The 24,529-nt window shown below is 70.3% G+C and carries 20 protein-coding genes, 1 tRNA gene and 1 pseudogene; 10 read left to right on the plus strand and 12 right to left on the minus strand.

The annotated features are described in order from the left end of the window. Positions 1-6: 6 nt before the first annotated feature. From ACQP2O_RS50790 to ACQP2O_RS50815, 6 genes are all read left to right on the plus strand, one after another. Positions 7-666, plus strand: a complete 660-nt coding sequence (locus ACQP2O_RS50790) for a DUF2637 domain-containing protein (protein ID WP_433177252.1) — start codon at positions 7-9, stop codon at positions 664-666. Next, entirely contained in the window at positions 659-865 is a 207-nt protein-coding gene (locus ACQP2O_RS50795) for a hypothetical protein (protein WP_433177253.1), read from the plus strand. The genes ACQP2O_RS50790 and ACQP2O_RS50795 overlap by 8 nt, the downstream gene beginning before the upstream one ends. Then, entirely contained in the window at positions 862-1,215 is a 354-nt protein-coding gene (locus ACQP2O_RS50800) for a hypothetical protein (RefSeq protein WP_433177255.1), read from the plus strand. The genes ACQP2O_RS50795 and ACQP2O_RS50800 overlap by 4 nt, the downstream gene beginning before the upstream one ends. Further along, positions 1,212-2,972 (plus strand): FtsK/SpoIIIE domain-containing protein, encoded by a 1,761-nt coding sequence (locus tag ACQP2O_RS50805; RefSeq protein WP_433177257.1) that lies wholly within the window; start codon positions 1,212-1,214, stop codon positions 2,970-2,972. Before ACQP2O_RS50800 ends, ACQP2O_RS50805 begins: the two co-directional genes overlap by 4 nt. 90 nt (positions 2,973-3,062) lie before the next feature. Next, positions 3,063-3,269 (plus strand): helix-turn-helix domain-containing protein, encoded by a 207-nt coding sequence (locus tag ACQP2O_RS50810; protein WP_433177259.1) that lies wholly within the window; start codon positions 3,063-3,065, stop codon positions 3,267-3,269. Positions 3,270-3,694: 425 nt separating this feature from the next. Continuing rightward, positions 3,695-4,837, plus strand: coding sequence for a tyrosine-type recombinase/integrase (locus ACQP2O_RS50815; protein WP_433191458.1), 1,143 nt, complete (start codon positions 3,695-3,697; stop codon positions 4,835-4,837). On the opposite strand, the gene ACQP2O_RS50820 is transcribed toward ACQP2O_RS50815, so the two are convergent. From ACQP2O_RS50820 to ACQP2O_RS50830, 3 genes are all read right to left on the minus strand, one after another. Then, positions 4,793-4,865, minus strand: a tRNA-Thr gene (locus ACQP2O_RS50820). The two genes, ACQP2O_RS50815 and ACQP2O_RS50820, sit on opposite strands and share 45 nt — an antisense overlap. A gap of 62 nt (positions 4,866-4,927) precedes the next feature. Then, positions 4,928-6,433: an alpha/beta hydrolase gene (locus tag ACQP2O_RS50825; protein WP_433177261.1), complete on the minus strand. Its 1,506-nt coding sequence runs from the start codon at positions 6,431-6,433 to the stop codon at positions 4,928-4,930. 84 nt (positions 6,434-6,517) lie between these two features. After that, a complete protein-coding gene (locus tag ACQP2O_RS50830; protein WP_433177263.1) occupies positions 6,518-7,345 on the minus strand; it encodes a PSP1 domain-containing protein in 828 nt (275 codons plus the stop codon). 184 nt (positions 7,346-7,529) lie between these two features. Between ACQP2O_RS50830 and ACQP2O_RS50835 the strand changes: the two genes are divergently transcribed. Next, positions 7,530-10,289: a lectin gene (locus tag ACQP2O_RS50835; RefSeq protein ID WP_433177265.1), complete on the plus strand. Its 2,760-nt coding sequence runs from the start codon at positions 7,530-7,532 to the stop codon at positions 10,287-10,289. 4 nt (positions 10,290-10,293) lie between these two features. Here the strand turns inward: ACQP2O_RS50835 and ACQP2O_RS50840 are convergent, their stop codons facing one another. From ACQP2O_RS50840 to ACQP2O_RS50850, 3 genes are read right to left on the minus strand one after another with little or no spacing between them, the layout of a single operon-like run. After that, on the minus strand, positions 10,294-11,346 hold the full coding sequence (locus ACQP2O_RS50840) for a fructosamine kinase family protein (protein WP_433177267.1): 1,053 nt from the start codon (positions 11,344-11,346) through the stop codon (positions 10,294-10,296). A gap of 2 nt (positions 11,347-11,348) precedes the next feature. Next, complete coding sequence (locus ACQP2O_RS50845) at positions 11,349-11,828, minus strand: low molecular weight protein-tyrosine-phosphatase (protein ID WP_433177269.1); 480 nt, start codon at positions 11,826-11,828, stop codon at positions 11,349-11,351. 9 nt (positions 11,829-11,837) lie between these two features. Next, positions 11,838-12,470, minus strand: coding sequence for a TetR/AcrR family transcriptional regulator (locus ACQP2O_RS50850; protein WP_433177271.1), 633 nt, complete (start codon positions 12,468-12,470; stop codon positions 11,838-11,840). A 76-nt stretch (positions 12,471-12,546) separates the two neighbouring features. On the opposite strand from ACQP2O_RS50850, the gene ACQP2O_RS50855 reads away from it, so the two are divergent. Next, positions 12,547-13,287: an SDR family NAD(P)-dependent oxidoreductase gene (locus ACQP2O_RS50855; protein ID WP_433177272.1), complete on the plus strand. Its 741-nt coding sequence runs from the start codon at positions 12,547-12,549 to the stop codon at positions 13,285-13,287. Between the two features lie 61 nt (positions 13,288-13,348). On the opposite strand, the gene ACQP2O_RS50860 is transcribed toward ACQP2O_RS50855, so the two are convergent. The 4 genes and pseudogenes from ACQP2O_RS50860 to ACQP2O_RS50875 all read right to left on the minus strand — a co-directional run. Next, positions 13,349-15,082 (minus strand): S8 family peptidase, encoded by a 1,734-nt coding sequence (locus tag ACQP2O_RS50860; protein WP_433177273.1) that lies wholly within the window; start codon positions 15,080-15,082, stop codon positions 13,349-13,351. Positions 15,083-15,248: 166 nt separating this feature from the next. Further along, positions 15,249-16,403, minus strand: coding sequence for a DNA polymerase III subunit delta' (locus ACQP2O_RS50865; RefSeq protein WP_433177275.1), 1,155 nt, complete (start codon positions 16,401-16,403; stop codon positions 15,249-15,251). A gap of 280 nt (positions 16,404-16,683) precedes the next feature. After that, complete coding sequence (locus ACQP2O_RS50870; protein ID WP_433191572.1) at positions 16,684-17,943, minus strand: hypothetical protein; 1,260 nt, start codon at positions 17,941-17,943, stop codon at positions 16,684-16,686. Between the two features lie 300 nt (positions 17,944-18,243). After that, positions 18,244-18,447: pseudogene (locus ACQP2O_RS50875) on the minus strand (helix-turn-helix domain-containing protein); the annotation flags it as partial. A gap of 268 nt (positions 18,448-18,715) precedes the next feature. Here ACQP2O_RS50875 and ACQP2O_RS50880 point away from each other — a divergent pair. After that, entirely contained in the window at positions 18,716-19,081 is a 366-nt protein-coding gene (locus tag ACQP2O_RS50880; protein ID WP_433177277.1) for a hypothetical protein, read from the plus strand. A 49-nt stretch (positions 19,082-19,130) separates the two neighbouring features. On the opposite strand, the gene tmk is transcribed toward ACQP2O_RS50880, so the two are convergent. Together tmk and topA are read right to left on the minus strand one after the other, a co-directional pair. Further along, positions 19,131-21,152 carry a dTMP kinase gene (tmk, locus tag ACQP2O_RS50885; RefSeq protein ID WP_433177278.1) on the minus strand — a complete coding sequence of 674 codons (2,022 nt, stop codon included), beginning with the start codon at positions 21,150-21,152 and terminating at the stop codon, positions 19,131-19,133. 26 nt (positions 21,153-21,178) lie between these two features. Then, entirely contained in the window at positions 21,179-23,815 is a 2,637-nt protein-coding gene (topA, locus tag ACQP2O_RS50890; protein ID WP_433177280.1) for a type I DNA topoisomerase, read from the minus strand. A 147-nt stretch (positions 23,816-23,962) separates the two neighbouring features. Between topA and ACQP2O_RS50895 the strand changes: the two genes are divergently transcribed. Beyond that, positions 23,963-24,148: a DUF5703 family protein gene (locus ACQP2O_RS50895; RefSeq protein WP_345428742.1), complete on the plus strand. Its 186-nt coding sequence runs from the start codon at positions 23,963-23,965 to the stop codon at positions 24,146-24,148. Positions 24,149-24,529: the final 381 nt, after the last annotated feature.

Genomic DNA, 24,529 nt, shown 5'->3' on the forward strand with positions numbered 1-24,529 from the left:
AGCCCAGTGACCACGCCCCCAACGAACGCCGACCGCGACTGGTGGGTCATGGCCGGGATGACCGTTGCCGCCGCGTCCGCAGCCATCGCCAGCTTCTCCGGGCTGCAAGGGCTGGCCCACATCGCCGGCTGGCCGTCACGGCTGTCGTGGCTGCTGCCCGTCACCCTGGACGCCTACGCGATGACCTCGGCGCGCGTGTGGCTGGCCGCCTCGACGCGGTCGGCCGCCGCGCGGCGGTTCGCCCGTTTCAATGCCTTGGGCGCCATCGCCGCCAGCATCGCGGGCAACGCCACGTACCACGCAGCCCGTACCGGACTGCTGTCGGTGTCCTGGCCCATCGTCGTCCTCGTCGGTGCCGTCCCCGCTGCCGTCCTCGGACTCACCGCTCACCTTCACGCCCTACAGGGACGGACCGAAGCCGCCCCGGAGGACCGGACCGGCGACCGCGATCGACACACCCGCCGCACTCGCCGCAAGCGCCACCACCGGTACCGGACCGACGACGAACTGATCAACGCCGCTCGCGCCGCCGACACCCGGCACCGCGAAGCCCACGACGGCCGCCCCATCACCCGTGACGCGCTCCGCACGACGCTGCGTGTCAGCAACGCCCGCGCCACCGAACTCCGACGCCAGCTGATCGAGAAAGGCACCGCCGATGAGTAAGCCGACCTATGACCCGGACGCCCTGCTCGACCTCCTCATGAAGGAGCTGGCCCACCAGGGCATCAAGACCCGCTTCAGCCTCGCCCAGCTCGGCGACGCCGTGCCGGCCGCCGAGGAGTTGCTGTCCGCGCTCGGCGGGACGCCTGCGGCGCCGCCCAAGGACATCCCCGACCGAAAGGAGGCGCCGGACTGCCCATGACACGCCCCCAACGGGCTCCGCGCCCGACCCTCGATCTCAACGCCGTCCGTACTCACCTATTCGAAGCACGATCCGCGCGAGTACCGGTCGCGCTGTGGGTCGCCGTCGCCGACCTCCCGATGCTCATCGCCGAGGTCGAACGTCTCCGGTCCCTGCTGGCGCTCTCCCGCGCCCAGTACGCCGAGTTGCTCGCCGCCGCGCGGGCCACCGTCGCTGCCGAACGGGACGGCGAAGACGACCCCCTGCTCTACCTTCGGGACGAACTCGACGCGCACGGCCAGCTCCCGGACGAGGACCTGCACGCCGCCGAACTCCTCGCCCTCGCCGACCTTCGGGACGGTGACCGATGAGACAGCGCTACCCGACCCGCCGTCGCCGCTGGGGCCGCTCCGAACCCATGCCGCTGTACGTCGTCACCGACGACCGGCACGCAGGTGAGGCCATCGCCGTACTCGCCCGATGGCTCTACCGCTACCGCTCCGAACTCGCGCCCCTCACCACGGCGGTGCTCCTCGCCGGAGCCGCAGCGTTCCTCCACTACGGCCACCGCGGGCTCTGGCCAGACGTCCTTGCGCTCACCGCCGTTGCCGTCGCCGTCATCCTGGCGAGCGGTAAGCGCTGGCTCGATCGAGGCATCGAACGCGTCTACGCCTCTGCCGTTGTGGTCGCCGCAGGCGGATGGCTCGCCGCCGCGACGGCGCACGGGCCGGCCTCGCCGCCGCTGCCGGGCCTGCTCCTCGCCGCCACCCTGATTTGCGGAGTGCCGTGGTGGTCGCACCGCCGACGCCGCTCGCGCGTCCGGATCGAGCGCACTGTGAACGCCTGGCCCGACCTCGCCGAGACGATCGGTCTCGCCGGATCCCGCATCATGTCCGCTGTCGTCGACCTGTGGGGCTGGCGGGCTCGCCTCGCTCTCAAACGCGGTCAGACCGTCAGCGACGTCGTCGGCAAGCTTCCGGCGATCGAATCCGGTCTCGGCACACGCCCCGGATCCGTCCGCGTCGAACCCGACCCTGCCCGCGCCGATCATTGCGTCCTGCATGTCCTCGAAAAGGACCCGCACGCCCGCCCGATCCCCTGGCCCGCGCCCACCGGCACGAGCGTCGCCGACCCCGTCGAACTCGGCGTCTTCGAGGACGCCACGCCCGTACGCGTGAGGCTCCTCCACCGGCATGCTCTCGTGGCCGGCATCGCCGGATCCGGCAAGAGTGGCGTCCTCAACGTCATCCTCGCCGCGCTCACCGCCTGCCCCGACGTCGTCATCTGGGGCATCGACCTCAAGGGCGGCATGGAACTCCAGCCCTGGGCATCCTGCCTCGACCGCATCGCCACCGACCCGCGCCAGGCCGCCGAACTCCTCGCCGACGCCGTCACCGTCCTCGACACCCGCGCGGCCAGCCTCACACGCCAAGGCGCTCGCCTGTGGATTCCGACCCCCGAAGAGCCCGCGCTGATCATCGTCGCCGACGAATACGCCGAACTCGCCGACGAATCCCCCGACGCGATGGCCGACGCGGACTCGATCGCCCGCCGAGGACGGGCCGTCGCCGTCACGCTCCTCGCCGCCACCCAACGCCCGACACAGGCCGCCATGGGCAAAGGCGCCGTCCGCTCCCAGATGGACATCCGCATCTGCCTCCGCGTCCGCGAACGCCGCGACACCGATCTCATCCTCGGCCAAGGCGCCCACACCGCTGGCTGGCACGCCCACACCCTCGACGCACCCGGCAAGTTCCTCATCTCCGCACCCGGCTTCGATGTCCCCCGCCGTGCCCGCGCCTACCTGCTCACCGACGAACGCGTGCGCGCCACCGCCCGCGCCCACCGAAACCGTCGACCACGTCTCGACGCCCTGTCCGCCGACGCCATCGCCCGGACGATCACCGAAGAGGAGGTGATCGTCGCCGAGATCATCGCCGACGGCCCCGAACAGGCCCTGTGGACGGCGCTGCTCGAAGCACCCGATGAAGGGCTGTCCGTCTCCCAGGTCATGAAGATCACCGGCATGGGCCGCACCTGGGTCTACAGCCGACTCCAAGAGCACGCCCATAACGGACGCGTCCAGCAGGTCTCCCGAGGCCGCTGGCGTGCCGCCCAACGTCCGTGACCGCCCGTTCGTCCGCGTCCTCGCGCACGTCTGCGCGCGTAGAGCCGCACAGCGTCCGGACGTCCACGCGGACGAACGACCCCAAAGGAGGTGAACGCCACGACGACCGCACCTGACACGCCGCTCCTCTACACGCTCCCCGAAGCCGCCGCGCTCCTCCGAATCAGCAGGACGAAGCTCTATGAACTCCTCACTGCGAACGAGATCGAATCCGTCTACATCGGCCGAAGCCGCAAGATCCCCGCCACCGCGCTCGACGCCTACGTCAACCGTCTCCGCACCGCAGGAAAGGAGTGATCAGCTTGGCCAAGAAATCCGGCAAGCCGAAAGGCAGAACCAAGCCCACACGTGCGCCCGATGGCCGTTCCTCGATCTACAAGGGCAGCGATGGCCGCTGGCACGGCCGCGTCACGATGGGCGTGAAGAACGACGGCAGTCCCGACCGGCGACATGTCACCGCCAAGGGCGAGAGGGAGGTGACGAAGAAAGTTCGCGAGCTGGAGGCCAAGCGCGACGCCGGAAAGGTCGACAAGCCTGGTCGTCCACCGACTGTGGAAAAGTGGATGACGTACTGGCTCACGACCGTCCTGCCGCTCAAGCAGACGGCGCCGAACACGATCAGCGCATACTGGTCGGACTGCCGAAACTGGATCTTCCCGAACATCGGCCGTCACCGAATCGACCGTTGCCAGCCCGAACACCTCGAAGCCCTCTACTCGAAGATGTTCGCCGCCGGCAAGAAGCCGAGCCACGTCCGCAAGGTCCACGCGATCATCTCCAGCGCCTACAGCGTCGCCGTACGGCGGCAACGCGTCGGCCGGAATCCCGCCGAGCTTGTCCAGCCGCCTCGACTCGACAATCCAGAGCTGAAGTCCCTAACGCGTGATGAGGCGCGAGCCGTCCTCGCCGAGGCACAGCAGCGCCCCAACGGCGCACGCTGGTCGGTCGGGCTGTCCTGTGGCCTGCGTCAGGGCGAGATTCTGGGGCTGCGCTGGCCATACCTCATCGCCACCTGCCTCGGCTGCGATCACAGCGGGTCAGTGATCGGCTGGTGGGTCACCGACTCGCCGAAGTGTCCCCAATGCGGTGACGATAGCTACCGCGCCGAGGCGCGAGTGTGGTTCCAGCTCCAGCGGACGACGTGGCAGCACGGCTGCGACGACTCTGCGGAATGCACCAAGGACAAACACCGCCGCCCATGCCCGAACGACTGCCCGAAGGCCAAGCGGACGTCCGGCCGCCGCCACAAATGCGTCCCCGAGGACGCCAAGGGCCTCTGCCCGAAGAACTGCGTCAAGCACGCATCCACCTGCCCGAAGCGGACCGGCGGAGGGCTGGTCTTTCGGACGATCAAGGAACGGCGTAAGAAGACCATCGCACTCGCCGACGAACTCGTGGAAGTCCTCCGCCATCACTTCGCGTGGCAGGAGCGGCAACGGAAGATGGCCGGCAGTGTCTGGGAAGGACACGATCTCGTCTTCTGCCAGCCGAACGGCCGTCCGATCGATCCACGACGTGACTGGGACGCCTGGGCGGATCTCCTCCGCGCCGCCGGCCTCCCCCACTACCGCGTCCACGCCGCCCGCCACACGGCCGCCACGCTCCTCCTAGAGCAAGGCGTAGCCCTCGCGGTGGTCCAGGAGATGATGGGCCACTCCGACATCCGCGTCACCCGCGGATACACGCATGTCGCCTCACCTCTCGTCCACGACGCCGCTCAGCGCATCGGCCGTGCGCTGCTCAAGGCGAATGAGACCGAGAATGAGACCAGGGACGACGAAGGGCGCCTCTCCGAGGGAGAGACGCCCATGTCACAGGTGAGCCGCCTGTCGGAATCGAACCGACGACCTATTCATTACGAGTGAATCGCTCTGCCGACTGAGCTAAGGCGGCCTGCCACACGAGGTGTGACGCAGTGAGTCTACCGGTTCCTCAGCACTCCTCGCGCACCCATATCAGTGGCACATGGTGCCCTTCCTCGGTGGCGCGCCGGTGATCAGGTAGCGGTCCACCGCGGTGGTGATGCAGGGGTTGCCCTGGAGGTAGGCGGTGTGGCCGTCGCCGTCGAGGCTGAGCAGGACACCGGACTTCAGCTGCGATGCCAGCCCCTGGGCCCACTTGTACGGGGTGGCGGGGTCGCGGGTGGTGCCGACGACCAGGATGGGCTTGGCGCCTTCGGCGGTGAAGGCCTTGGGCTTGGTGCCGTCCTGGACGGGCCAGTAGCCGCACGGGAGGGTGCCCCAGACGACGAACTGGCCGAAGAGTGGGGCGGCCTTCTTGGCGCGGTCGGCCTGGTTCTTCCAGGCGCCCAGGTCGCGCTCGTAGGGCTTGTCGACGCAGTTGACGGCCATGTTGGCCTCACTCTGGTTCGAGTAGGTGCCGTCCTTGTTGCGTTCGACGAGGAGGTCGCCGAGGCGGAGGAGGGTGGTGCCGTCGTTGTTGTCGATGGCGCTCTTGAGGGCGAATTTCAAGACGGGCCACGTCTGCTTGTTGTAGAGGGCGGCGGCGACGCCGAGTTCTACGAGGGATTCGTCGGCGATGCGGCCGTCGTTCAGACCGTTGTGGAGGGGGGTCTTGTCGGCTTGGGCGAACAGCTGGGACAGCCGGTTCAGCGCGGACTTGGTGCTGCTGGTGCCGAGCGGGCAGTCCTTGGTCTTGACGCAGTCGGCGGCGAAGGCCTTGGTGGCGGTGTCGAAGCCCTTGGCCTGCTCGATGTTGATGTCGTCGGCGGACAGTTTGGGGTCGATGGCGCCGTCGAGGACGAGGGCGCGGACGTGCTTGGGGAACTCCTCCGCGTAGTAGGCGCCCAGGTAGGTGCCGTACGAGGCGCCGTAGTAAGTGAGGCCCTGGTCGCCTAGGGCGGCGCGGAGGATGTCCATGTCGTGGGCGGCGTTGGCCGTGCCGACGTACGGCAGCAGGCTGGGGATGTGGTTCTTGCACTCGTCGGCCCACATCTTGCTGACGTCGACGAGGGCGTTGACCTCGGCGGGGTCGTCGGGCGAGGTGTCGGTCTGGAAGAACTTGTCGAGTTGCTTGCCGGTGAGGCAGCGGACGGTGGGGCGGCTCTGGCCGACGCCGCGTGGGTCGAAGCCGACGATGTCGAAGTTTCTTCGCAGGTCGGCGCCGAACTGCCGGGCCGAGCCGCGGGCGAACTCCACGCCGGAGCCGCCGGGGCCGCCGGGGTTGAGCACGAGTGAGCCCTTGCGCTGGCCGCCCTCGGCGGGCAGGCGGATCACCGGAAGGGTGATGAAGCGCCCGGTCGGGTGGGAGTAGTCGAACGGGACCTGCAGGGTGCCGCATTGGAACCCGTTGCCGCAGTCGCGCCAGGAGATCCGCTGGGCGTACATGTTCGCGATGCCGCTGGGGGACGGGGCCGACGCGGTGGACTTCGGGGCGTCCGTGCAGGCGGTCACCACGATCGCGGCCGCCGCCAGCACGGAGACCGTACGGAACTTGTTCACGCCGTTGCCGTTCTCGTCGCCGTTGGGTTCGCTCGCAGCCTACGCGGGCGTGGCCCTTATTTCGCTACTCAGCGTACCGGCGAGTCATCCGAGAGTGTCACCATAGTGACGGTCGTGCTGTTTGCGAGGTGAGCACACGGATGCGGATGGGCAGGCACAGCGGCCGCCGTCGTCGAGCCTGACCGTAACCGTGTCGGAAGGGACGTTTCGGCCCACGACCTGCCCGGCGCCCTTTTCGGTCTGCACGCGCGCGCCGAGGCGGGGCATGCGGTTGTGCGCCTCGACGTACAGGGGGTGCTCGTACTTCAGGCAGCACATCAGCCGCCCGCAGGCGCCGGCGATGCGCAGCGGGTTGACGGGGAGGTCCTGTTCCTTGGCCATCCGGACCGACACCGGCTCGAAGTCCTTGAGGAAGGTCGCGCAGCACAGGTCGCGCCCGCACGGACCGATGCCGCCCTGCAGGCGTGCCTCGTCGCGGGGGCCGACCTGGCGGAGTTCGACGCGCGCCTTCATGGCGCGGGCGAGGTCGCGGACGAGGGCGCGGAAGTCGACGCGGTGCGGCGCGGAGAAGTAGATCTTGTAGGTGTTGTCGCGGTCGAGGTAGTCGACGCCGATGACCTTCATTGGGAGCTCGTGCTTGCGGATGAGCCTCTTGGCGATGGACCGCGACTCCGCGCGCCGTCGCCGGTTGGCCTCGTCGCGGGCGAGGTGCTCCTCGCCGGCGATGCCCGCGCAGACGGGCAGATCGACGTCCTCGGAGACGTACTGCGGCGCCCAGATGCACTCGGCGACCTCCGCGCCGGCCTCGGTCGGCACGAGCACCTTGTCGCCGACCTTGGGAGAATACGGCCCTGGGTCCAGGTAGTAGAGACGTCCGTACCGCGTGAAGCTGACGGCCATCATCATGCCCATGACTCGCTCCGTCCGCCGGGGGTGAAACCTGGCCGTCAGCCTACGCGCAACCGGTATGACTCCGACGTGAGGGACATCACATGAATGGCCGGGTCCTGACAGATTCATTGACGCCGTCGCTCACGGAGCGTAGACGTGATCAGACAACGTTGTCATCGGCCGCCTCATCCGAAGGACAACCCCCATGGCCCTCCCCCGCCCCATCGCCCCACCCCGCATCGCCGTTCTCCTGTCGGCCGTCGCCGTCCTGAGTGTGCTGCTGACCCCCGTACGAGCGGAGGCCGCGTCGCTCGTCACGAACCCGGCCTCGCTGGTCAACCCCCTGCTCGGCACCACGAACGCGGCCGACGACTTCCCCGGCGCCGACGTGCCGTTCGGAATGGTGCAGTGGAGCCCCGACACGAACCCGCGGCCGTACGGCGGCGGTTACTCCTACACCAGCTCGACGATCACGGGGTTCAGCCTCACCCACATGGCCGGGCCGGGCTGCAAGGCGTACGGCGACGTCCCGATCATGCCGACCGTCGGCGCCGTCACCGACGCCGGCTCGGCGAGCGCGTCCTTCTCTCACAAAGACGAGACGGCCTCGCCCGGCTCCTATGCGGTCAAGCTGGGCAACGGCGTCCGGACGGACCTGACCACGACGACCCGCGGCGGGATCGGCCGGTTCACCTTTCCGGCCACCACCCAGGCGAACCTGCTGTTCAAGCTGACCGGCAGCCAGAACGGCACCTTCGCCGACACCTGGAAGGTCGTCGGTGACCGGGCCGTCGTCGGGTCGGTGACCAGCGGGAACTTCTGCGGCCAGGGCAACCGCTACACCGTCCACTTCGCCGTCACCTTCGACCGCCCGTTCACGGCCGGCACGTGGCAGGCCGCGACGGTACGGCCGGGCGCGAAGACCCTCGCCGCCGCCTCGACCGCACGGGTGACGTCACAGGCGGCCCCGGCCGAGGAGGGCGACGCGCCGAACAGCCCGCGCCCGCACGGTCCGCAGCGGCCGCAGGCCGCGCCGCTGACCGACCCGAACGGCGCGTACCTGACGTTCGACACGACCAAGAACCCGGTGGTGACCGCCCGGGTCGGCCTCTCGTTCACCTCCGACGCCGAGGCCCAGGCCAACCGGGACGCCGAGGTCCGCACGCCGAGTTTCGAGCACGTACGGGCCGCCGCCCGCACGGCCTGGAACGCCGCGCTCGGCCGGATCCGCGTGGCCGGTGGCACGCTCGCGCAGCGGCACGTCTTCTACACCGCCCTCTACCACGCGCTCCTGCACCCGAACGTCATGAGCGACGCCGACGGCCACTACATGGGCTTCGACAACGCCGTGCACCGGGTCGCGCACGGCCACGCCCAGTACGCCAACTACTCGGGCTGGGACATCTACCGCGCGCAGGCACAGCTCCTCGGCATGATCGCGCCGACGCAGGCTAGCGACATCGCCCAGTCGGCGGTGAACGACTACGCGCAGAGCGGCCAGCTGCCGAAGTGGTCCCAGGCCAACGGCGAGACGTACACGATGATCGGTGATCCCATCGATCCGATCATCGCCGACCTGTACGCGTTCGGCGGCCGGCACTTCGACACGACCGCGGCGAAGAACGCGATGATCCGCGGGGCGACGGTCGCCAGCAAGATCCGGCCGGGGCTGAACTACCTCCAGAGCATCGGGTACACGCCGAGCAACGGCGTGTACGGCTGCTGCAACTACAACGGCTCGGTCTCGACGACCCTGGAGTACAACACCGCCGACTTCGCCATCGGCGCGTTCGCCGGCGCGCTCGGCGACAAGGCCACGCAGACGCGGTTCGTGAGCCGGGCCCAGGACTGGAAGAACCTCCTCAACACCGCGAGCGGCTTCATGCAGCCCCGCACCGCCAGCGGCTCCTGGACCAGCGGGTTCGACCCCGCGTCCAAGAGCAACATGACGGAGGGAACGTCCTGGCAGTACACCGGCATGGTCCCGTTCAACGTGCGCGGCCTCGCGGACGCCAAGGGCGGGAACGCCGCGATGATCGCCTACCTCGACCACGTGCTCGCCGCGTACGACGGCAGCGGCGGCGACCACGCGAACCTCGGCAACGAGCCGAGCATCGAGCTGCCGTGGGAGTACGACTACGTCGGCCGGCCGTGGCGCGCCCAGGAGATCATCCGCGACGTGGAGAACAAGCTGTGGCCGGACTCCCCCACCGGCTGGGGCGTCGGCAACGACGACCTCGGCACGATGAGCGCCTGGTACGTCTGGTCCGCGATCGGCGCCTACCCCGAGACCCCCGGCACCGCCGATCTGGCGCTCGGCAGCCCGGAGTTCACCAAGGTCGTGATCAGGCTCAGCACCGGCCGTACGCTCACGATCGACGCGCCGAAGGCCGCCCCGAACGCCCCGTACGTCCAGCGCGCCACCTGGAACGGCCGCACCTGGAACAACGCCTACCTGCGGCCGTCCGCGGTCCTGAACGGCGGCACGCTCCACCTGGACCTCGGCACCACCGCGAACACGTCCTGGGCGACGGCCGCGTCATCGGCGCCTCCCTCGTACCCGGGCACCGCCACGCCGCCGACCCGCACCGGGCCGATCACGTCGGCGATCGCCGGGAAGTGCGTCGACGTCCGGTCGAGCCGGGCCGCGAACGGCAACCCCGTCCAGCTGTACGTCTGCAACGGCACCAACGCCCAGAAGTGGACCGTGCACGACGACGGGACGCTCGCCTCCTTCGGCCTGTGCCTGGACGCCGACGGCACGGCGGACGGCGCGAACGTACGGCTCTGGGAGTGCGGCGGTACGGGCGGCGGCCAGCGGTGGACGTACGACGGGGCGGCGAAGACCGTCGTCGAGCAGCGGTCCGGCAGGTGCCTCGCCGCCGCGCAACCGGCCGACGCGACCCAGCTCCAGCTCGCCGCCTGCGACGGAAGCGCCGGCCGCCAGTGGACCCTGCCGGGGTGACCGATCAGGAAGTGAGTACGGACCGTGCCGCGGCCAGAGTCTGGGCGCGGTAGGACGAGCCGAACAGGACGACGTGGACGAGCAGCGGGTGCAGCTGATGCAGCGGCACCCGCGCCCGCCAGCCGTCCGCGAGCGGCGCCGTCTCGTCGTACGCGGCGAGGATCCGCTCCAGCTGCGGCGCGCCGAACAGCGCCAGCATGGCCAGGTCGGTCTCCCGGTGCCCGGCGTGCGCCGCCGGGTCGATCAGCCACGCCCGGTCGCGGCCCCACAGGAGGTTGCCGGACCACAGGTCGCCGTGGATCCGCGCGGGCGGCTCCTCGGGTCCGGCGACGTCGGGGATGCGCTCGGCGGCGCGCTCAAGTTCTGCCGCGTCACCCGCTGACAGGGCTCCGCAGTTGACCGCCATCCGGACGTACGGCAGGACGCGGCGCTCGGCGTACCACTCCGGCCACGACGAGCCCCGGGCGTTGTCCAGCGGCAGGGAGGCGATGTAGCCGCGCCACGGCGCGCCGTACGCCTCCGCGCCCGCGCCGTGCAGGACGGCCAGTTCCCGGCCGAACCGCTCGGCCGCCTCCGGCGTCGGCGACCCGCTCTCGATCCACGGCAGGACAAGCCTCGTGTCATCGACGGCGAGCACCTCGGGAACGGGCCCGGACTCCTCGTCACCGGACGATTTCCCCCCGGGCGTCTTCTCTCGGGGCCTCGCCCCGCCCGACGACTCCTCCTCCTGTGTCCCCTCAACGGACGCCTTCGCCGCAGGCGTCTCCCCGCCGAAGGTCTTCTCGCCGGGCGTCTCCTCGTCGGGCGTCTTCTCTCGGGACTTCTCCCCCGGCGTCCCCGGCACCCTCGGTGTCTCCGCGCCGGTCGCCTGTCGCCAGCCGTCGCGCAGCCAGCGGAGCCCGGCCGCCTCGGCCGCGAAGAGGCCGTCGATCCTGCGCCGGGCCTCCTTGACGAAGACCCTGCGCCCGTCGGCGAGGGTGACCCGGCGCAGCGACCACTCGTGGCTCGTGCCGAGGTCGGCGACGTCCGCGACGAGTGTGCCGAGCAGCCGCTCCATGGTCAGTCGGTGTTCTTGAGCTCTTCGCGGACGTGGTCGAGCAGGCCCGGCACGGCCGCCTCGATCTGCTCGCGGACCTCATCGAAGGCCGAGTCGCGGCTGTAGTACGGGTCGGCGACGTCGAGGTCGCGGGCGTCCGGGTCGAACTCGCGCAGCAGGCGGATCTTGCCCGTGGCCTCCTCGTCGGGGGCCAGGCGACGCAGGTCGCGCTGGTGGCTCTCGTCCAGCGCGAGGATCAGGTCGTAGTGGTCGAACCAGGCCGGCTCGAACTGGCGCGCCCGGTGCGAGGAGGTGTATCCGGCGCGGCGCAGCGTCGCGACGGTGCGGTGGTCGGCGGGGTCTCCGACGTGCCAGCGCCCGGTGCCGGAACTGTCCACCTCCACGTCGAGGGCTTCATCCTGGACGTGCCGGCGGAAGATGTGCTCGGCCATCGGGGAGCGGCAGATGTTGCCCGTGCAGACGAACGTGACGCGGTACGGCATGCGGCAAGACTAATCAGCACACGACGGTCCGGCATCCACAGGCTGTGGACGATCCATCGAGGACGGCCAGGCGCGCATGGCCAGGTCGGCGACGGCCTCCAGCCGCTCGCGGGGCGCGCCGTCGCGGGCCTGGGTGGACATGCCTTGGATCGTGGCCGCGTAGAAGGTGGCCAGCGCGTCGGGATCCGCGCCGGTGGGGAGGTGCCCGGCCTCGACGTCGGCGGCGATCCGGTCGCGGATCACCGCCTTGGAAGCCTCCCGCCGGTCGCGCATCTCCGCCTCGACGTCCGGGGACCCGCAGTTGACCGCCGCACAGATGATCAGGCAGCCCCATGGGTGGGCCGGGTCGGTGTACTCGGCCGCGGCCTCGCGTAGGACGCGCTCGATCGCCGCGCGGGCGGTCGGCTCCTCGTCCAGGGCGCGCGCCGCGAACGCCCCGTACGACCGCTGGTAGCGCTCGACCACCTCGGTGAACAGCCGCCGCTTGTCGCCGAACGCGGCGTACAGGCTCGGCGGGTTGATGCCCATCGCCCCGGTGAGCCCGGCGATCGAGGTGGCCTCGTAGCCGTGCCGCCAGAACTCCATGGTCGCCCGGTCCAGCGCCTCGTCGCGGTCGAACGTCCGCGGTCGTCCCTTGGCCATGACCCGAGTGTAGCGATCACTAAAAAATCAAGCTACAGTCCTTAACTGTATCGATCGCTACATAAAGGAGTGAGGGATGAGCGACCTGAGCGGCCGTACGGCCCTGGTGACCGGGGCGAGCCGGGGCATCGGCAGGGCGATCGCGGAACGCCTGGCCGCCGACGGCGCGCGCGTCGCGGTGCACTACGGCAGCAACGAGGCGGCGGCCAAGGAGACGGTGGCGGCGATCGGGGAGGATCGGGCGTTCGCCGTCCGCGCGGAGCTGGGCGCGCCGGACGCGGTGGACACGCTGTTCGCCCGGCTGGACGAGGAGTTCGACGGCCTCGACATCCTGGTGAACAACGCGGCCATCGCGACGTCCAGCGACTTCGAGAACACCACGCCGGAGGAGTTCGAGCGGGTCTTCGCGGTCAACGCCCGCGCGCCGTTCTTCATCACCCAGCGGGCCCTGCCCCGGCTCCGCGACGGCGGCCGGATCGTCAACATCTCCTCCGGCGTCACCCGGATCGCGATGCCGGAGATCATCACCTACGCGATGACCAAGGGCGCGCTGGACACCTTCACCCGCACCCTCGCCCAGCAACTCGGCCCGCGCGGCATCACCGTCAACACGGTGGCGCCCGGCATCATCGACACCGACGTCAACGCCTCCTGGCTGCGCGACCCGGAGGCCGAGGCGGCCGCCGCCGCCCGGGCCACGCTCGGACGCGTCGGCCGGCCGGAGGACGTGGCCGACGTCGTCGCGTTCGTCGCCTCCGACGACGCGCGCTGGGTGACCGCGGACTGGATCGACGTCACCGGCGGCTCCGACCTGTGACCCGCCCGCGCGACGAAGCCACGGCCCACCCGTAGTGGGCCGTGGCTTCGGATGGAGCGCGTCAGCGGCCGACGGCGTGCAGCGCGTCGACGAGGCCGCTGCCGAAGAAGCCGTTGTGACGGGTCGAACCCTCACAAGTGTGGGTATCGGTCACCTTCTGGTACGTGCCGTCCGACTGCAGGACGTACCGGGTGTAGGTGAAGGCGCGCGGCGACGGGCAGGGCTGTTCGGTGGCCGTGCCCTGCATGATCCGCTGGACCACGTCCGGGGACAGGGTCAGGCCGCCGTGCCTCGGGTCGCGGTGCCCGTACCGGCTGACGATGAGCGCCGCGACGCCGGCGGCGTGCGGGGAGGCCATCGAGGTGCCCTGCAGGTACTGGTAGTAGCCGCAGGTCGTGCCCTTGCAGTCGCGGACGACGTACGGGACGTTCGGCGTGCCGTCGGCGTTCAGCTCGCCGCGCGCCCGGGCCAGCGACTCCGGGTAGGCCGCGAGGATGCCCTTCGTCACGTCGCGCTTGCCGTCGGCGGTGTCGTACACGTCACCGCCGGGCGCGGCGACGTCCACGTACCCGTTGCCGTAGTCGGAGTAGTACGCCTTCCGGCCGCTGATGCCGACCGAGGAGACCGAGATGACGTTCCGGCCCTCGCTGGGCTCGGAAATGCAGCTCGGCGGGATCGTACGACTGTACGGCGCCTCGCCGGGCTTGGCCGCGTAGTCCGGGCTGGAGGCGTCGACGATCGTCTTGGTGTAGTCGGTGGCGCCGTTGCCCGCCGCCGACACCAGCGTGACGCCGTGCCGGTGGGCGTAGGCCAGCGCCCGCTCGGAGGCCGCGATCACCGTACGCTGCTCGGCCTGGTACTCCGCCGAGTCGGCCGGGTTGTCCGGGCAGTTGAACAGCCACGGGTCGGTGTAGAAGCTCATGTTGACGACGTCGATCCCGGCGTCTCCCGCGTACGTGAGCGCGTCCACCACCGGCTGCAGGAAGAAGTAGCCCGAGTCCTGCCCGGCCCGGATGTTGACGAGAGTGACGTTCGGCGCCACGCCCGCCATGCCGAGCCCGTTGAGCGGGGAGGCGATCGTCGAGGCGACGTGCGTGCCGTGCTCGTTGTCGTCCTCGTCGACCGGGTCGACGCAGGAGGGGTGCTCACAGGGACCGTCGACCTCGGTGCCGTTGGCGTCGACCGGGATGTCCTTGGTGAAGTTGCGGCTGAGGCCGCGGTCGAAGTTCGCCCGGATGTCGGGGTGGTTGCCGTCGATGCCGGTGTCGATGACCCCGACGCGCACTCCGCGATTGCCGGGCTCCACGCGGTACGACCCGTCGGCGGTCGCGTGGATCTTCTGCATGTCCCACTGGCTGCCGGCCAGCGGATCGCCCTTCACCTTCGCGGTGGTGGCGCGGGTTCCGCCGTCGCGCCCTTCCTTGCCGTCGCGGCCTTCCTTCTCGACCGCGATGTTCTTGTCGGCCGCCCGGTGCGTCACCTTGGGCGCCTCGCCGACGGCACGGTCCCGCGCGACCCCCTCGACGGCGGGCTGCCGCCGGGCGTCGGCGCCGAACGCGGCGCGCGTCGAGCGGACGGTGGCCAGGCCCACATCCGTGTTCTCCCGGACGATCGTGCCGCCCGCGGCTCGGATCGCCGCGTGGGCCGTCTCGAGGGAGACGCCGTCCTTGTAGAGCACGACGTACTCCGCGGCCGTTCCGTCGGCCGAGGTCGTCGCCGTCGGCCCCGCCTGCGCGGGTGCCGCGAGTGCCGCCGTGACGGCGGCACAGGCGACGAGAATGATGGCGCGCCGCACTGCACACCTCCAGGTATGTCAACCGAGTGCCGGTAAAGAACCGGCAATGGAGGCATCAGAACGGTTGAGTGCGTGGTTCGTCCAGTGTTGCGACGTATGAGACCTGTGGCCGGTAATGGCCAGAGCGAGGTCAGCGGGTGTGCGAGGGGCCGCCCGCAGAAGGGGATCAGCCGGTGCGCAGGGCCATCGCCATGGCCTCGACCGCGAGCAGCGGGTTGACATTGGCTTCCAGGCGCTCCCGGCACTCCATGATCGCCTCCAGGCGGTGGAGTGTGGCCTCCGGCGTGCCCCCGGCCGACCGCAGCTCCCGGACACGGTCGGCGTTGACCAGCTCGACGCCGGCGCCGAGCTGCACGACCAGCAGGTCCCGGTAGTAGGAGGCCAGGTCGAGAAGAGCCCGGTCGAGGGCGTCGCGCTTCATTCGGGTCGTCCGGGACTTCTGGCGGTCTTCCAGCTCCTTGAGGGCGCCGGCGGTGCCGCGCGGCATGCGGCCCTTGGCGCTCTCACCGAGCGCCTGACGCAGCGCGGCGGTCTCCTCCCCGTCCTTCTCCGCGCTCAGCTCCTTGGCCTCGGCCTCCGCCGCCTTCACGAGGGCCTCGGCGGCCACGACGGCGGGACCGACGCCGGTCAGCCGGCCCGGGACGGCCAGCACGTCGGCGCGGCGGCGGCGTGCCTGCTCGTCGGTGGCCAGGCGCTTCGCCCGCCCCACGTGCCCCTGCGCGGCCCGGGCCGCGGTGGCCGCCACGTCCGGGTCGATCCCGTCCCGACGTACGAGCACGTCGGCGACCGCGTGCGCGGGCGGCGTCCGCAGCGTCACGAGGCGGCAGCGGGACCGGATCGTGACGACCAGGTCGTCCGGCGACGGCGCGCACAGCAGCCAGACCGTACGGGCCGGGGGCTCCTCGATGGCCTTGAGCAGGGCGTTCGCCGCCTGCTCGGTGGACCGGTCGGCGTCCTCGAACAGCACGATGCGCCACCTCCCGCCGGTCGGCGACGAGGCGGCCCGCAGCACCAGCTCACGGGTCTCCCGCACGCCGTACGACAGGCCGGCCGGACGGACGACCTCGACGTCGGCGTGGGTGCCGGACAGCACCTGGTGACAGGACGCGCAGTGCCCGCATCCCTGGTCGGGACACAGCAGCGCGGCGGCGAAGGCACGGGCGGCGGTCGAGCGGCCCGACCCGGGCGGCCCGGTGAACAGCCAGGCGTGCGTCATCCCGCCGCCGCCCTCGCCGGCCAGGGCCCGCGCCCCGGCGGCAGCGGCGGCCTGCAACTGCTCGATGACGGGCCCCTGCCCGACCAGATCGTCGTACACCGTCACGCGTCGATCTCCTCCAAGCCCTGGCCTGCCGACCCGCGGGCGTACTCGATGCTAATGGCTGACACCGGCCACCGGAGCGCTCGATGCCGACGGCCGACGCCGGCCACCGGAGCGCACGTCGCGGGGCTGGGGACATGAGGAGGACTCGAACGGCCGGCATCGACCGCCGGAGCGCTCGATGCCGGTGGCCGGCGCCGGCCGCCGGAGCGCACGTCGCAGGGCCGGGGACATGAGGAGGACCCGAACCGGCCGGCACACCGGCCACCGGAGGTCACCGGTGTTATGAGGAGCGGACCAGGACGGGGCTCTGGGTGACAGGCAGGGCGTCGCCCGCGTGGACGGTCGTGCCGCCGCCCTCGATACGGTCCAGTCCCCGCGCACCCGGCCCTACCGCGACGCGGGCGCTGCCCGTGTCGGTCCAGTACACCGTCCGTGTCTCGCCGGGCGCGGTGAAGCGGCATCGCCACACGTTCGCGGGAACGCCGATGGCCGCGCCATGGCCGCACGAGGTGATCCTGGCGTCGCGCAGCCACACCTGCAACCGTGCGACCGCGTTCGCCGCGGCGGTCGGCGCTCCGCCGTCCGCCTGCAGGGTGATCGGCAGATGCGCGTTGCCCCAGCTGTAGAAGTACATCCTGGCGAAGCGCGCGTAGAGGCCGACGAGGTAGAACCGCGCGGCGTACGCGGCGGCGGTCCCCTGGGGAAGAGGCGTCTGCAGGGGGAAGTCGTAGGCGGTGCCGGTGTTCCACAGGGGCGGGCGGACGCCGGCCTCGTGGAGGATTCGGTCGATCTCCCCGGTCAGCGTGAGCATCGTCTCCGGCGGGTCGCTCGCCCTGCGCTGGTGGAGCTTCACACCGGCGGCGTCGCAGTAGCGGTAACCGCCCAGTTCGGCGAACCGCCGCAGCACGGCCGCCCCCTCCGCGGTCCACAGGCGGCCCATCGACGGGCAGACGACGGTGGCGCGGGCGTCGGCGCCCTTGATGATCCGGCTCGCCCTGCGTGTCATCTCCACAAGGGTCTCGACCCGGCCGTTGTAGTAGTGCGGGTCGTTGCCCATCACCCACAGCTCATAGGCGGCGACGCGCCCTCGATAACGGTCGACCAGGGCTCGTACGAAGCCGTCCCAGTCCGTCAGGTGATCCGGCGGCGCGGCCCGCGAGCCGTCGTCGTACGGGCCCAGCGGGCCACTCGGACTCGCCCACGCCGGAGTGCCGCCCAGCGTCAGCAGCACCGGCAGCCGTGCCCGGCCCGCTCCGGCGACCAGGCGATCGAGGGTCGGCCAGGCGAACCGTCCGCGTCCGGGCTCCAGGTCGGCCCAGCGGGTGCGGCTGTCCCACAGCCGTACGGCCCCGACCGGGAACCCCGGCATGTCACCGGTGGAGCTCGCGACGGTCACCCCGAACAGCGTCGGCGGCACCCGCGTCGGCGCCTCCGCCCAGTCCGGCCCGGTGATCTGCTGCGGGCCGCCCGCGGGCATCATCGTCACCGGCCCACGGTCGATGGTGTCGCTCCAGCCCGCCAGCAGCAGGGTGACCGCCACGGCCGCCGCGAGAACGAGCCGCCGGCCCTGGCGACGCCCTCGGGGCCGAAGCGTTCGACGGGGAGCGCCACCGGCGTCCGGGGCCGGAGCGGAAGCGGACAGGGCCTCCTCGCGATCCGTGACCGGGACCTCAACGGACCGGGTCCCCTTCATGGCAGCGGACCGGACCTCTTCCCCCGCGGACAGGACCTCTGCAGTCCCCTCCCCGGCGGATCCGACCTCCGCAGACTCCTCCCGGGAGGGTGGGAGAGGGTCGGCTCCTCCGTCGGCGATGACCCAGCTGCGGTAGAGCTCCGCCGACTCCTCGCGGGTGGCGCCGCAGGCGTTCGCGATGCGCTCGACGAGACCGAAATTCGGCGGAACGCTGTCGCCCGTGCAATATCGATGAAGCGTTGACCTGCTGATATTCGCCCTGCGGCCCAGTGATTCAAAGCTTTGGCCACTGCGCCGTTTCAACGCGCTGAGAAGGTCCGCGAACGTCTGAGGTGTCTGCGACTCGGTCATTTCCGGATGTCGCCACCCCCGTGGCCGGGATCCCGTCCGCCGTCTGACCCCTGCGGCGCGCCTCCCGAAACCGTCCCAGAGCGGCGCATCGCCTCAGGTGAACGGGGTCATCGTATCCCACGAGATCTCACACCGCCCACGCCCTTGTCCCAAAGAAGGACGCTCAGGGAGGCTTTCACTGCGGACGCCGAAATGCTCGGCACGGGGTTAATCCGCATTTTCCACCAGTCGGCCGGCGATATGTCGGCCAAGAAAGAAGGGACTGTCCATGAAGCGGACGGCCGTGATCACCGGGGCGCTTTCGAGCGCGCTCGCCGGCGCCGTCATCGGGGGCGCGCCCGCGGCGCATGCGGACGCGACCTGTGGAGGCGTGAAGCCCTGCGGGATCGTGTACAACCGCAGCAGCAGCACCCTGGAGCTGGCCCGCGACTCGAGCTCGCACCTCACCTGCCAGCCCGGTTCCCTGCGCCGCAACCTCCCGCCGGGGCGCAATTCCAACTCCTACGGCTCCCCCCACTGGCCCGACGTCGACTGCTTCCGCTCCAAGAACCACTGGATCTTCACGAACGGGCGGCCCTACCCGCCCGGCACGTGGATCCGGGTGTGGACGTCGAAGTGGGTCTACAACGTGTGAGGCCCGGCCGGAGCGGCCCCTGGATCATCCAGGGGCCGTTCCCCTCTGATCAGTCGCTGATGATCGGCATCGTGCTGGTGACGGCCTCGGCGGTGGCGGGGACGGGGTCGGGCAGGATGGCGCGGACCCGGTCGTGGATCTGCCGGCTGATCTCCTGCTGCGGCTGGGTGCCGTCGATCACGAGGTACCGGTGCGGCTCGGCCTCGGCGAGAGCGCGGAACCCGCGGCGTACGCGCTCGTGGAACTCCCGCGGCTCGGACTCGATCCGGTCGGCCGGGGAGGCGAACCGGCCCAGCCCGACCTCGGACGGCACATCCAGGATGATCGTCAGGTCGGGCGTGAGGCCGCCGGTGGCCCAGCCGTTCACCTCGGCGATCTCCTTGACCTTCAGCTCGCGGCCGGCGCCCTGGTAGGCCAGGGACGAGTCGACGTACCGGTCGGTGACGACGATCGCGCCGCGCTGCAGCGCCGGGCGGATGACCTCGGCGACGTGCTGCGCCCGGTCGGCGGCGTACAGCAGGGTCTCGGCGCGGGAGGACAGGTTCGTGGTCTCCTTGTCGAGCAGGATCGCGCGCAGCCGCATGCCCATCTTCGACGAGCCGGGCTCGCGGGTCGTGACGACGTCGAAGCCCTGGTCGCGGAGCCAGATCGCGAGCAGACGCGCCTGGGTGGTCTTCCCGGCGCCCTCGCCGCCCTCGAACGCGAGGAACACCCCGCGCTCGCCGCTGCCGGGCTCCTCGGGGGTGTACACCTCGCCGCGCAGCGCCGCCATCAGGTCGCGGGACAGCGGGATGCCCTTGCGGTCGTCCATCTGCCGGTAGGCGAGCAGGCCCACGATGACGGCGACCAGCGCGCCGAGCAGCAGGACGGCGTTGGGGCCGCCGAAGTGGTAGACGCCGTTCTTGCCGTACTTCAGGAGGTGGTCGCCGACGGCGCCCGCGATGAACGGCACGGCGGCGATCACGAGCAGCAGCACGACGCGGACGAGCGACTGGAGGAACGCCCAGGTGCGCCCGCGCACGCTGTCCTCGACCTCCAGGCCGACGAGCGTGTAGCCGACCACCCAGGCGATGCCCGCACCGGTCCCCAGGACGGCCGTCAGCAGGGCGACGATGACGAGGTTCTGGATGATCGCGATCAGCGCGAGGGCGATGCCCGCCCCGATGATCGACAGGCCGAACAGGCGTCGGCGGCTGAAGTCCTTCAGGATGCGGGGCGCCATGAACATCCCGATCGCCATGCCGACGAACACCATGCCGAAGACGACACCGTACGCGGCGTCGCCCCCGCCGAGGGCCTTGACGTAGACCTTGGCGATGCCGATCACCGCGCCGCCCGCCGCGAACGCGCCGACGATCCCGACGGTCAGGCCGCGTACCAGCGGCGTCGAGCCGACGAACCGCCAGCCCGCAATGATCTGCTTGAGGATCGACGGGACCGAGACCTTGCCGCCCTGCCGGGGGATCTCGCGCAGTGTGAAGATCGTGATCGCGGAGACCAGGAACGTCACCGCGTTGATGTACAGCGCGAGGTTGGCCTGCTGGCGCTGGTTCGAGAACACCACGCCCGCGATCAGCGCCAGCACCGAGAACGTCCCCGCCGCCACCGGCGCGGAGCCGTACGTCGAGATCAGGCTGAGCTGGTTGGCCTTCTCCAGACGGTCCTTCGGCACGAGGTTCGGGACCGTGGCCTCCTTGGCCGGGATCCAGAACAGCGTCACGACCTCGATCAGGAAGGTCGCGATGTACAGCCAGTCGAGGCGGCCCACGATCGGGATCGACAGGAACAGGCTGAACCGCAGGATGTCCGCGATCACCATCGTGGTGCGGCGGTCGAAGCGGTCGGCCACCGCACCGGCGAGCGGCCCGAAGACCAGCGCCGGGAGCAGTTTGACGACGAGGACGCCGCCGATCGCGTAGTTCTCGGCGGAGCCCTTGGTGAGCGAGCCGGCCAGCGCGGTCAACGCCAGGATGCTCAGCCAATCGCCGAAGCTGGACAACGAAAGCGCGATCCAGAGCCGACGAAACGGCTTGATCGACAGCACACCGGGAGAGCTGCCCGTTCTGGTCATTGTGTCAGCGTATCCACCTCAGAGGGTCAGGAACGAGACTTCGCCGTACGCCGCCGGGCCGGCTTCTTTCCGCCACCCGCAGCCACCTTTTCGCGACGCTCGGCGAGGAGCTCGAGCGCCCGCTGCATGGTGATCGACTCGACTTCGTCGCCTTTTCGCAGGCTGGCGTTGGTCTCGCCGTCGGTGACGTATGGGCCGAAACGTCCCTCTTTGATGACGATCTTAGTCTTGCTGGCCGGGTCCTCCCCCAGCTCGCGCAGCGGCGGCGTCGCAGCCGCCCGGCCCCGCCCGCGCTGCTTCGGCTGGGCGAAGATCTCCTTGGCCTCCTCGATGGTGGCCGTGAACAGCTGGTCCTCGCTCTGCAGCGACCGGCTGTCCGTGCCCTTCTTGAGGTACGGGCCGAACCGGCCGTTCTGCGCGGTGACCGGCTCGCCGTCGATCTCGCCCAGGGTGCGGGGCAGCGACAGCAGCTTCAGGGCGTCCTCGAGCGTCACGGTGTCCAGCGCCATCGACGCGAACAGCGAGGCCGTACGCGGCTTGGCGCTCTTCGGAGCGTCGTCCGGCAGGATCTCGGTAACGTACGGCCCGAACCGGCCCTTCTTGGCCACGATCGGGTGCTTGGTCCCCGGGTCGATGCCCAGCTCGCGGTCGCCGTTCGGCTGCGCGAACAGCTCCTCGGCCTTCTCCTTGGTCAGCTCGTCCGGCACCGTGTCGTCGGGAATGTTGACCCGCTCGCCGTCCCGGTCGAGGTACGGCCCGTAGCGCCCGACCCGGATCATGATGTCGCTGTCCAGGATCGGGAACGAGCTGATCTCCTTGGCGTCGATCTCGCCGAGGTGGTTGACCAGGTCCCTGAGTCCCTCGTCGCCGTTGTCGCCGAAGTAGAAGCGCCGCAGCCAGCGCACCCGCTCGGCCTCACCGCGGGCGATCTCGTCGAGGCCGTCCTCCATGCGCGCGGTGAAGTCGTAGTCGACGAGGTGGCCGAAGTGCTTCTCCAGCAGATTGACCACGGCGAACGCCAGGAACGACGGCACCAGCGCGGTGCCCTTCTTGAAGATGTACCCGCGGTCGAGGATCGTTCCGATCGTGCTCGCGTACGTCGACGGCCGGCCGATCTCCCGATCCTCCAGGTCCTTGACCAGGCTGGCCTCGGTGTAGCGGGCCGGCGGCCGCGTCGAGTGGCCGTCGGCGTCCAGCTCCGTCGCGGTGAGCGGGTCGTCCTCCGCCAGCTGCGGCAGGCGACGCTCCTGGTCGTCGCGGTCCGACGCCGGGTCGTCCGCGCCCTCGACGTACGCCTTGAGGAAACCGTAGAAGGTGATGATCTTTCCGGACGCGCCGAACTCGGCCCGCTCGCCGGTCGTCGACTCGCCGCCGACCCGGACGGACACCGACTGCCCCGTGGCGTCCTTCATCTGGCTGGCGACGGTGCGCTTCCAGATCAGCTCGTACAGCTTGAACTGGTCGCCGGACAGCCCGGTCTCGCCCGGGGTGCGGAAGCTGTCGCCGGCCGGGCGGATCGCCTCGTGCGCCTCCTGGGCGTTCTTCACCTTGCTCTGGTAGACGCGCGGCTTGTCCGGAATGTAGTCGGCGCCGTACAGCGCCTTGGCCTGGCTGCGCGCGGCCTTGATCGCCGTCTCCGACAGCGTGATGCTGTCGGTTCGCATATAGGTGATGAAGCCGTTCTCGTACAGCCGCTGCGCGACCTGCATCGTGTACTTCGCCGAGAAGCCCAGCTTGCGGCTGGCCTCCTGCTGCAGCGTCGTCGTACGGAACGGGGCGTAGGGGCTGCGGCGGTACGGCTTGCGCTCCACCGACGTGACGGCGTATGGCCGGTCGCGCAAGCGCTCGGCCAGGCCCCGCGCGGCGGCCTCGTCCAGGTGCAGGACGTCCTGCGTCTTCAGCGTGCCCTGCGCGGTGAAGTCGCGGCCCTGAGCGACCCGCTTGCCGTCCAGTGAAACGAGAGTGGCCGCGAAAGAGGAGGGCTCTTCCGGCTTGCCGGTGTCGAACGTCGCCGACAGGTCCCAGTAGTGCGCCGGGACGAACGCGATGCGCTCGCGCTCCCGCTCGACCACCAGGCGGACCTCGACGCTCTGCACCCGGCCCGCCGACAGCTTCGGCATGACCTTCTTCCACAGCACCGGGCTGACCTCGTAGCCGTACAGGCGGTCGAGGATGCGCCGGGTCTCCTGCGCGTCGACGAGCTTGATGTTCAGGTCGCGAGGGTTCTCGGCAGCGGCGCGGATGGCGTCCCGGGTGATCTCGTTGAACACCATGCGGTGCACCGGCACCTTCGGTTTCAGTACCTCGCGGAGGTGCCAGGCGATCGCCTCGCCCTCGCGGTCCTCATCCGTCGCGAGGAAGAGCTCGTCGGCGTCCTGCAGCAGCTTCTTAAGCTTGGCGACCTGCTGTTTCTTGTCCGCGTTCACGACGTACAGTGGCTCGAAGTCATGATCGACGTTCACACCGAGCCGGGCCCATGATTCACCCTTGTACTTCGCCGGAATATCGGCTGCTTTCTCCGGGAGATCGCGGATGTGGCCGATACTGGACTCCACGACGTAGCCACGGCCGAGATACCCCGCGATCGTCTTGGCCTTGGCAGGCGACTCGACGATCACCAGGCGGTTGCCGTTGGACCTCGTGGTGCCGTTGCTGTCGGGCACGGTGCTTGAACCTCACAAATCTCGACTGCGGCGGGAGTCATCAAGTGCCACCCCGAAGCCGGTCAACGTGCGACGCGGTAGACCGGTTCCGCGGAAGAGGATCACACGCTCCCCGTGAGGACCCCTAGACGGAGCAGAATAAGGCCAATGCTGGAGTACTCCTACCTAGTACTACACCTGCCGCGCGGCACGACACGGGATGCCGCCAGGCAAGTGATGGTCGAGCACGCCGAACACGGCGGGTGGGAACTCGTCCGGGTGCGGGTGTACCCCGACGGACGCCGGCGAATCCAGCTCCGACGCAAGGTCATCCGCGCGACGCGCACCATGTAGGGGCCGCCAGTTCTCGGCCCCTTCGACGCTACAGCAATGTGCCCTGCACGTGAGCGCAAGGCACGGCTTGGCGTGAACTTTCCCTTTCATAGGGCTTTGCCTGGTCCGACACAAGGTTTTGCTACGCCCCGTCATGAGGCTTGTATGGTCGGTGATGGACTTTGCCTGGCCCGGGGTCTCCGGGCCAGGCAAAGGAGTGCTCGAGATCACGGTCAGCCGTTCCTCGGCGGGCGCGCCCCCGCGATCATGGCCGACCGGGCCTCAGTGGTCGCGACCGGCCTCAGCCGTCGCAGCCGAGCCTCGGTCGTTGGGGCCGGGCCTCAGTCGTTGCTGCCAGGCCTCGGCCATCGCGGCTGAGCCTCAGCCGTCGCGACGCGGTTC

The sequence above is a fragment of the Actinoallomurus sp. CA-150999 genome (genome assembly GCF_050942425.1).
Taxonomy (GTDB): domain Bacteria; phylum Actinomycetota; class Actinomycetes; order Streptosporangiales; family Streptosporangiaceae; genus Actinoallomurus.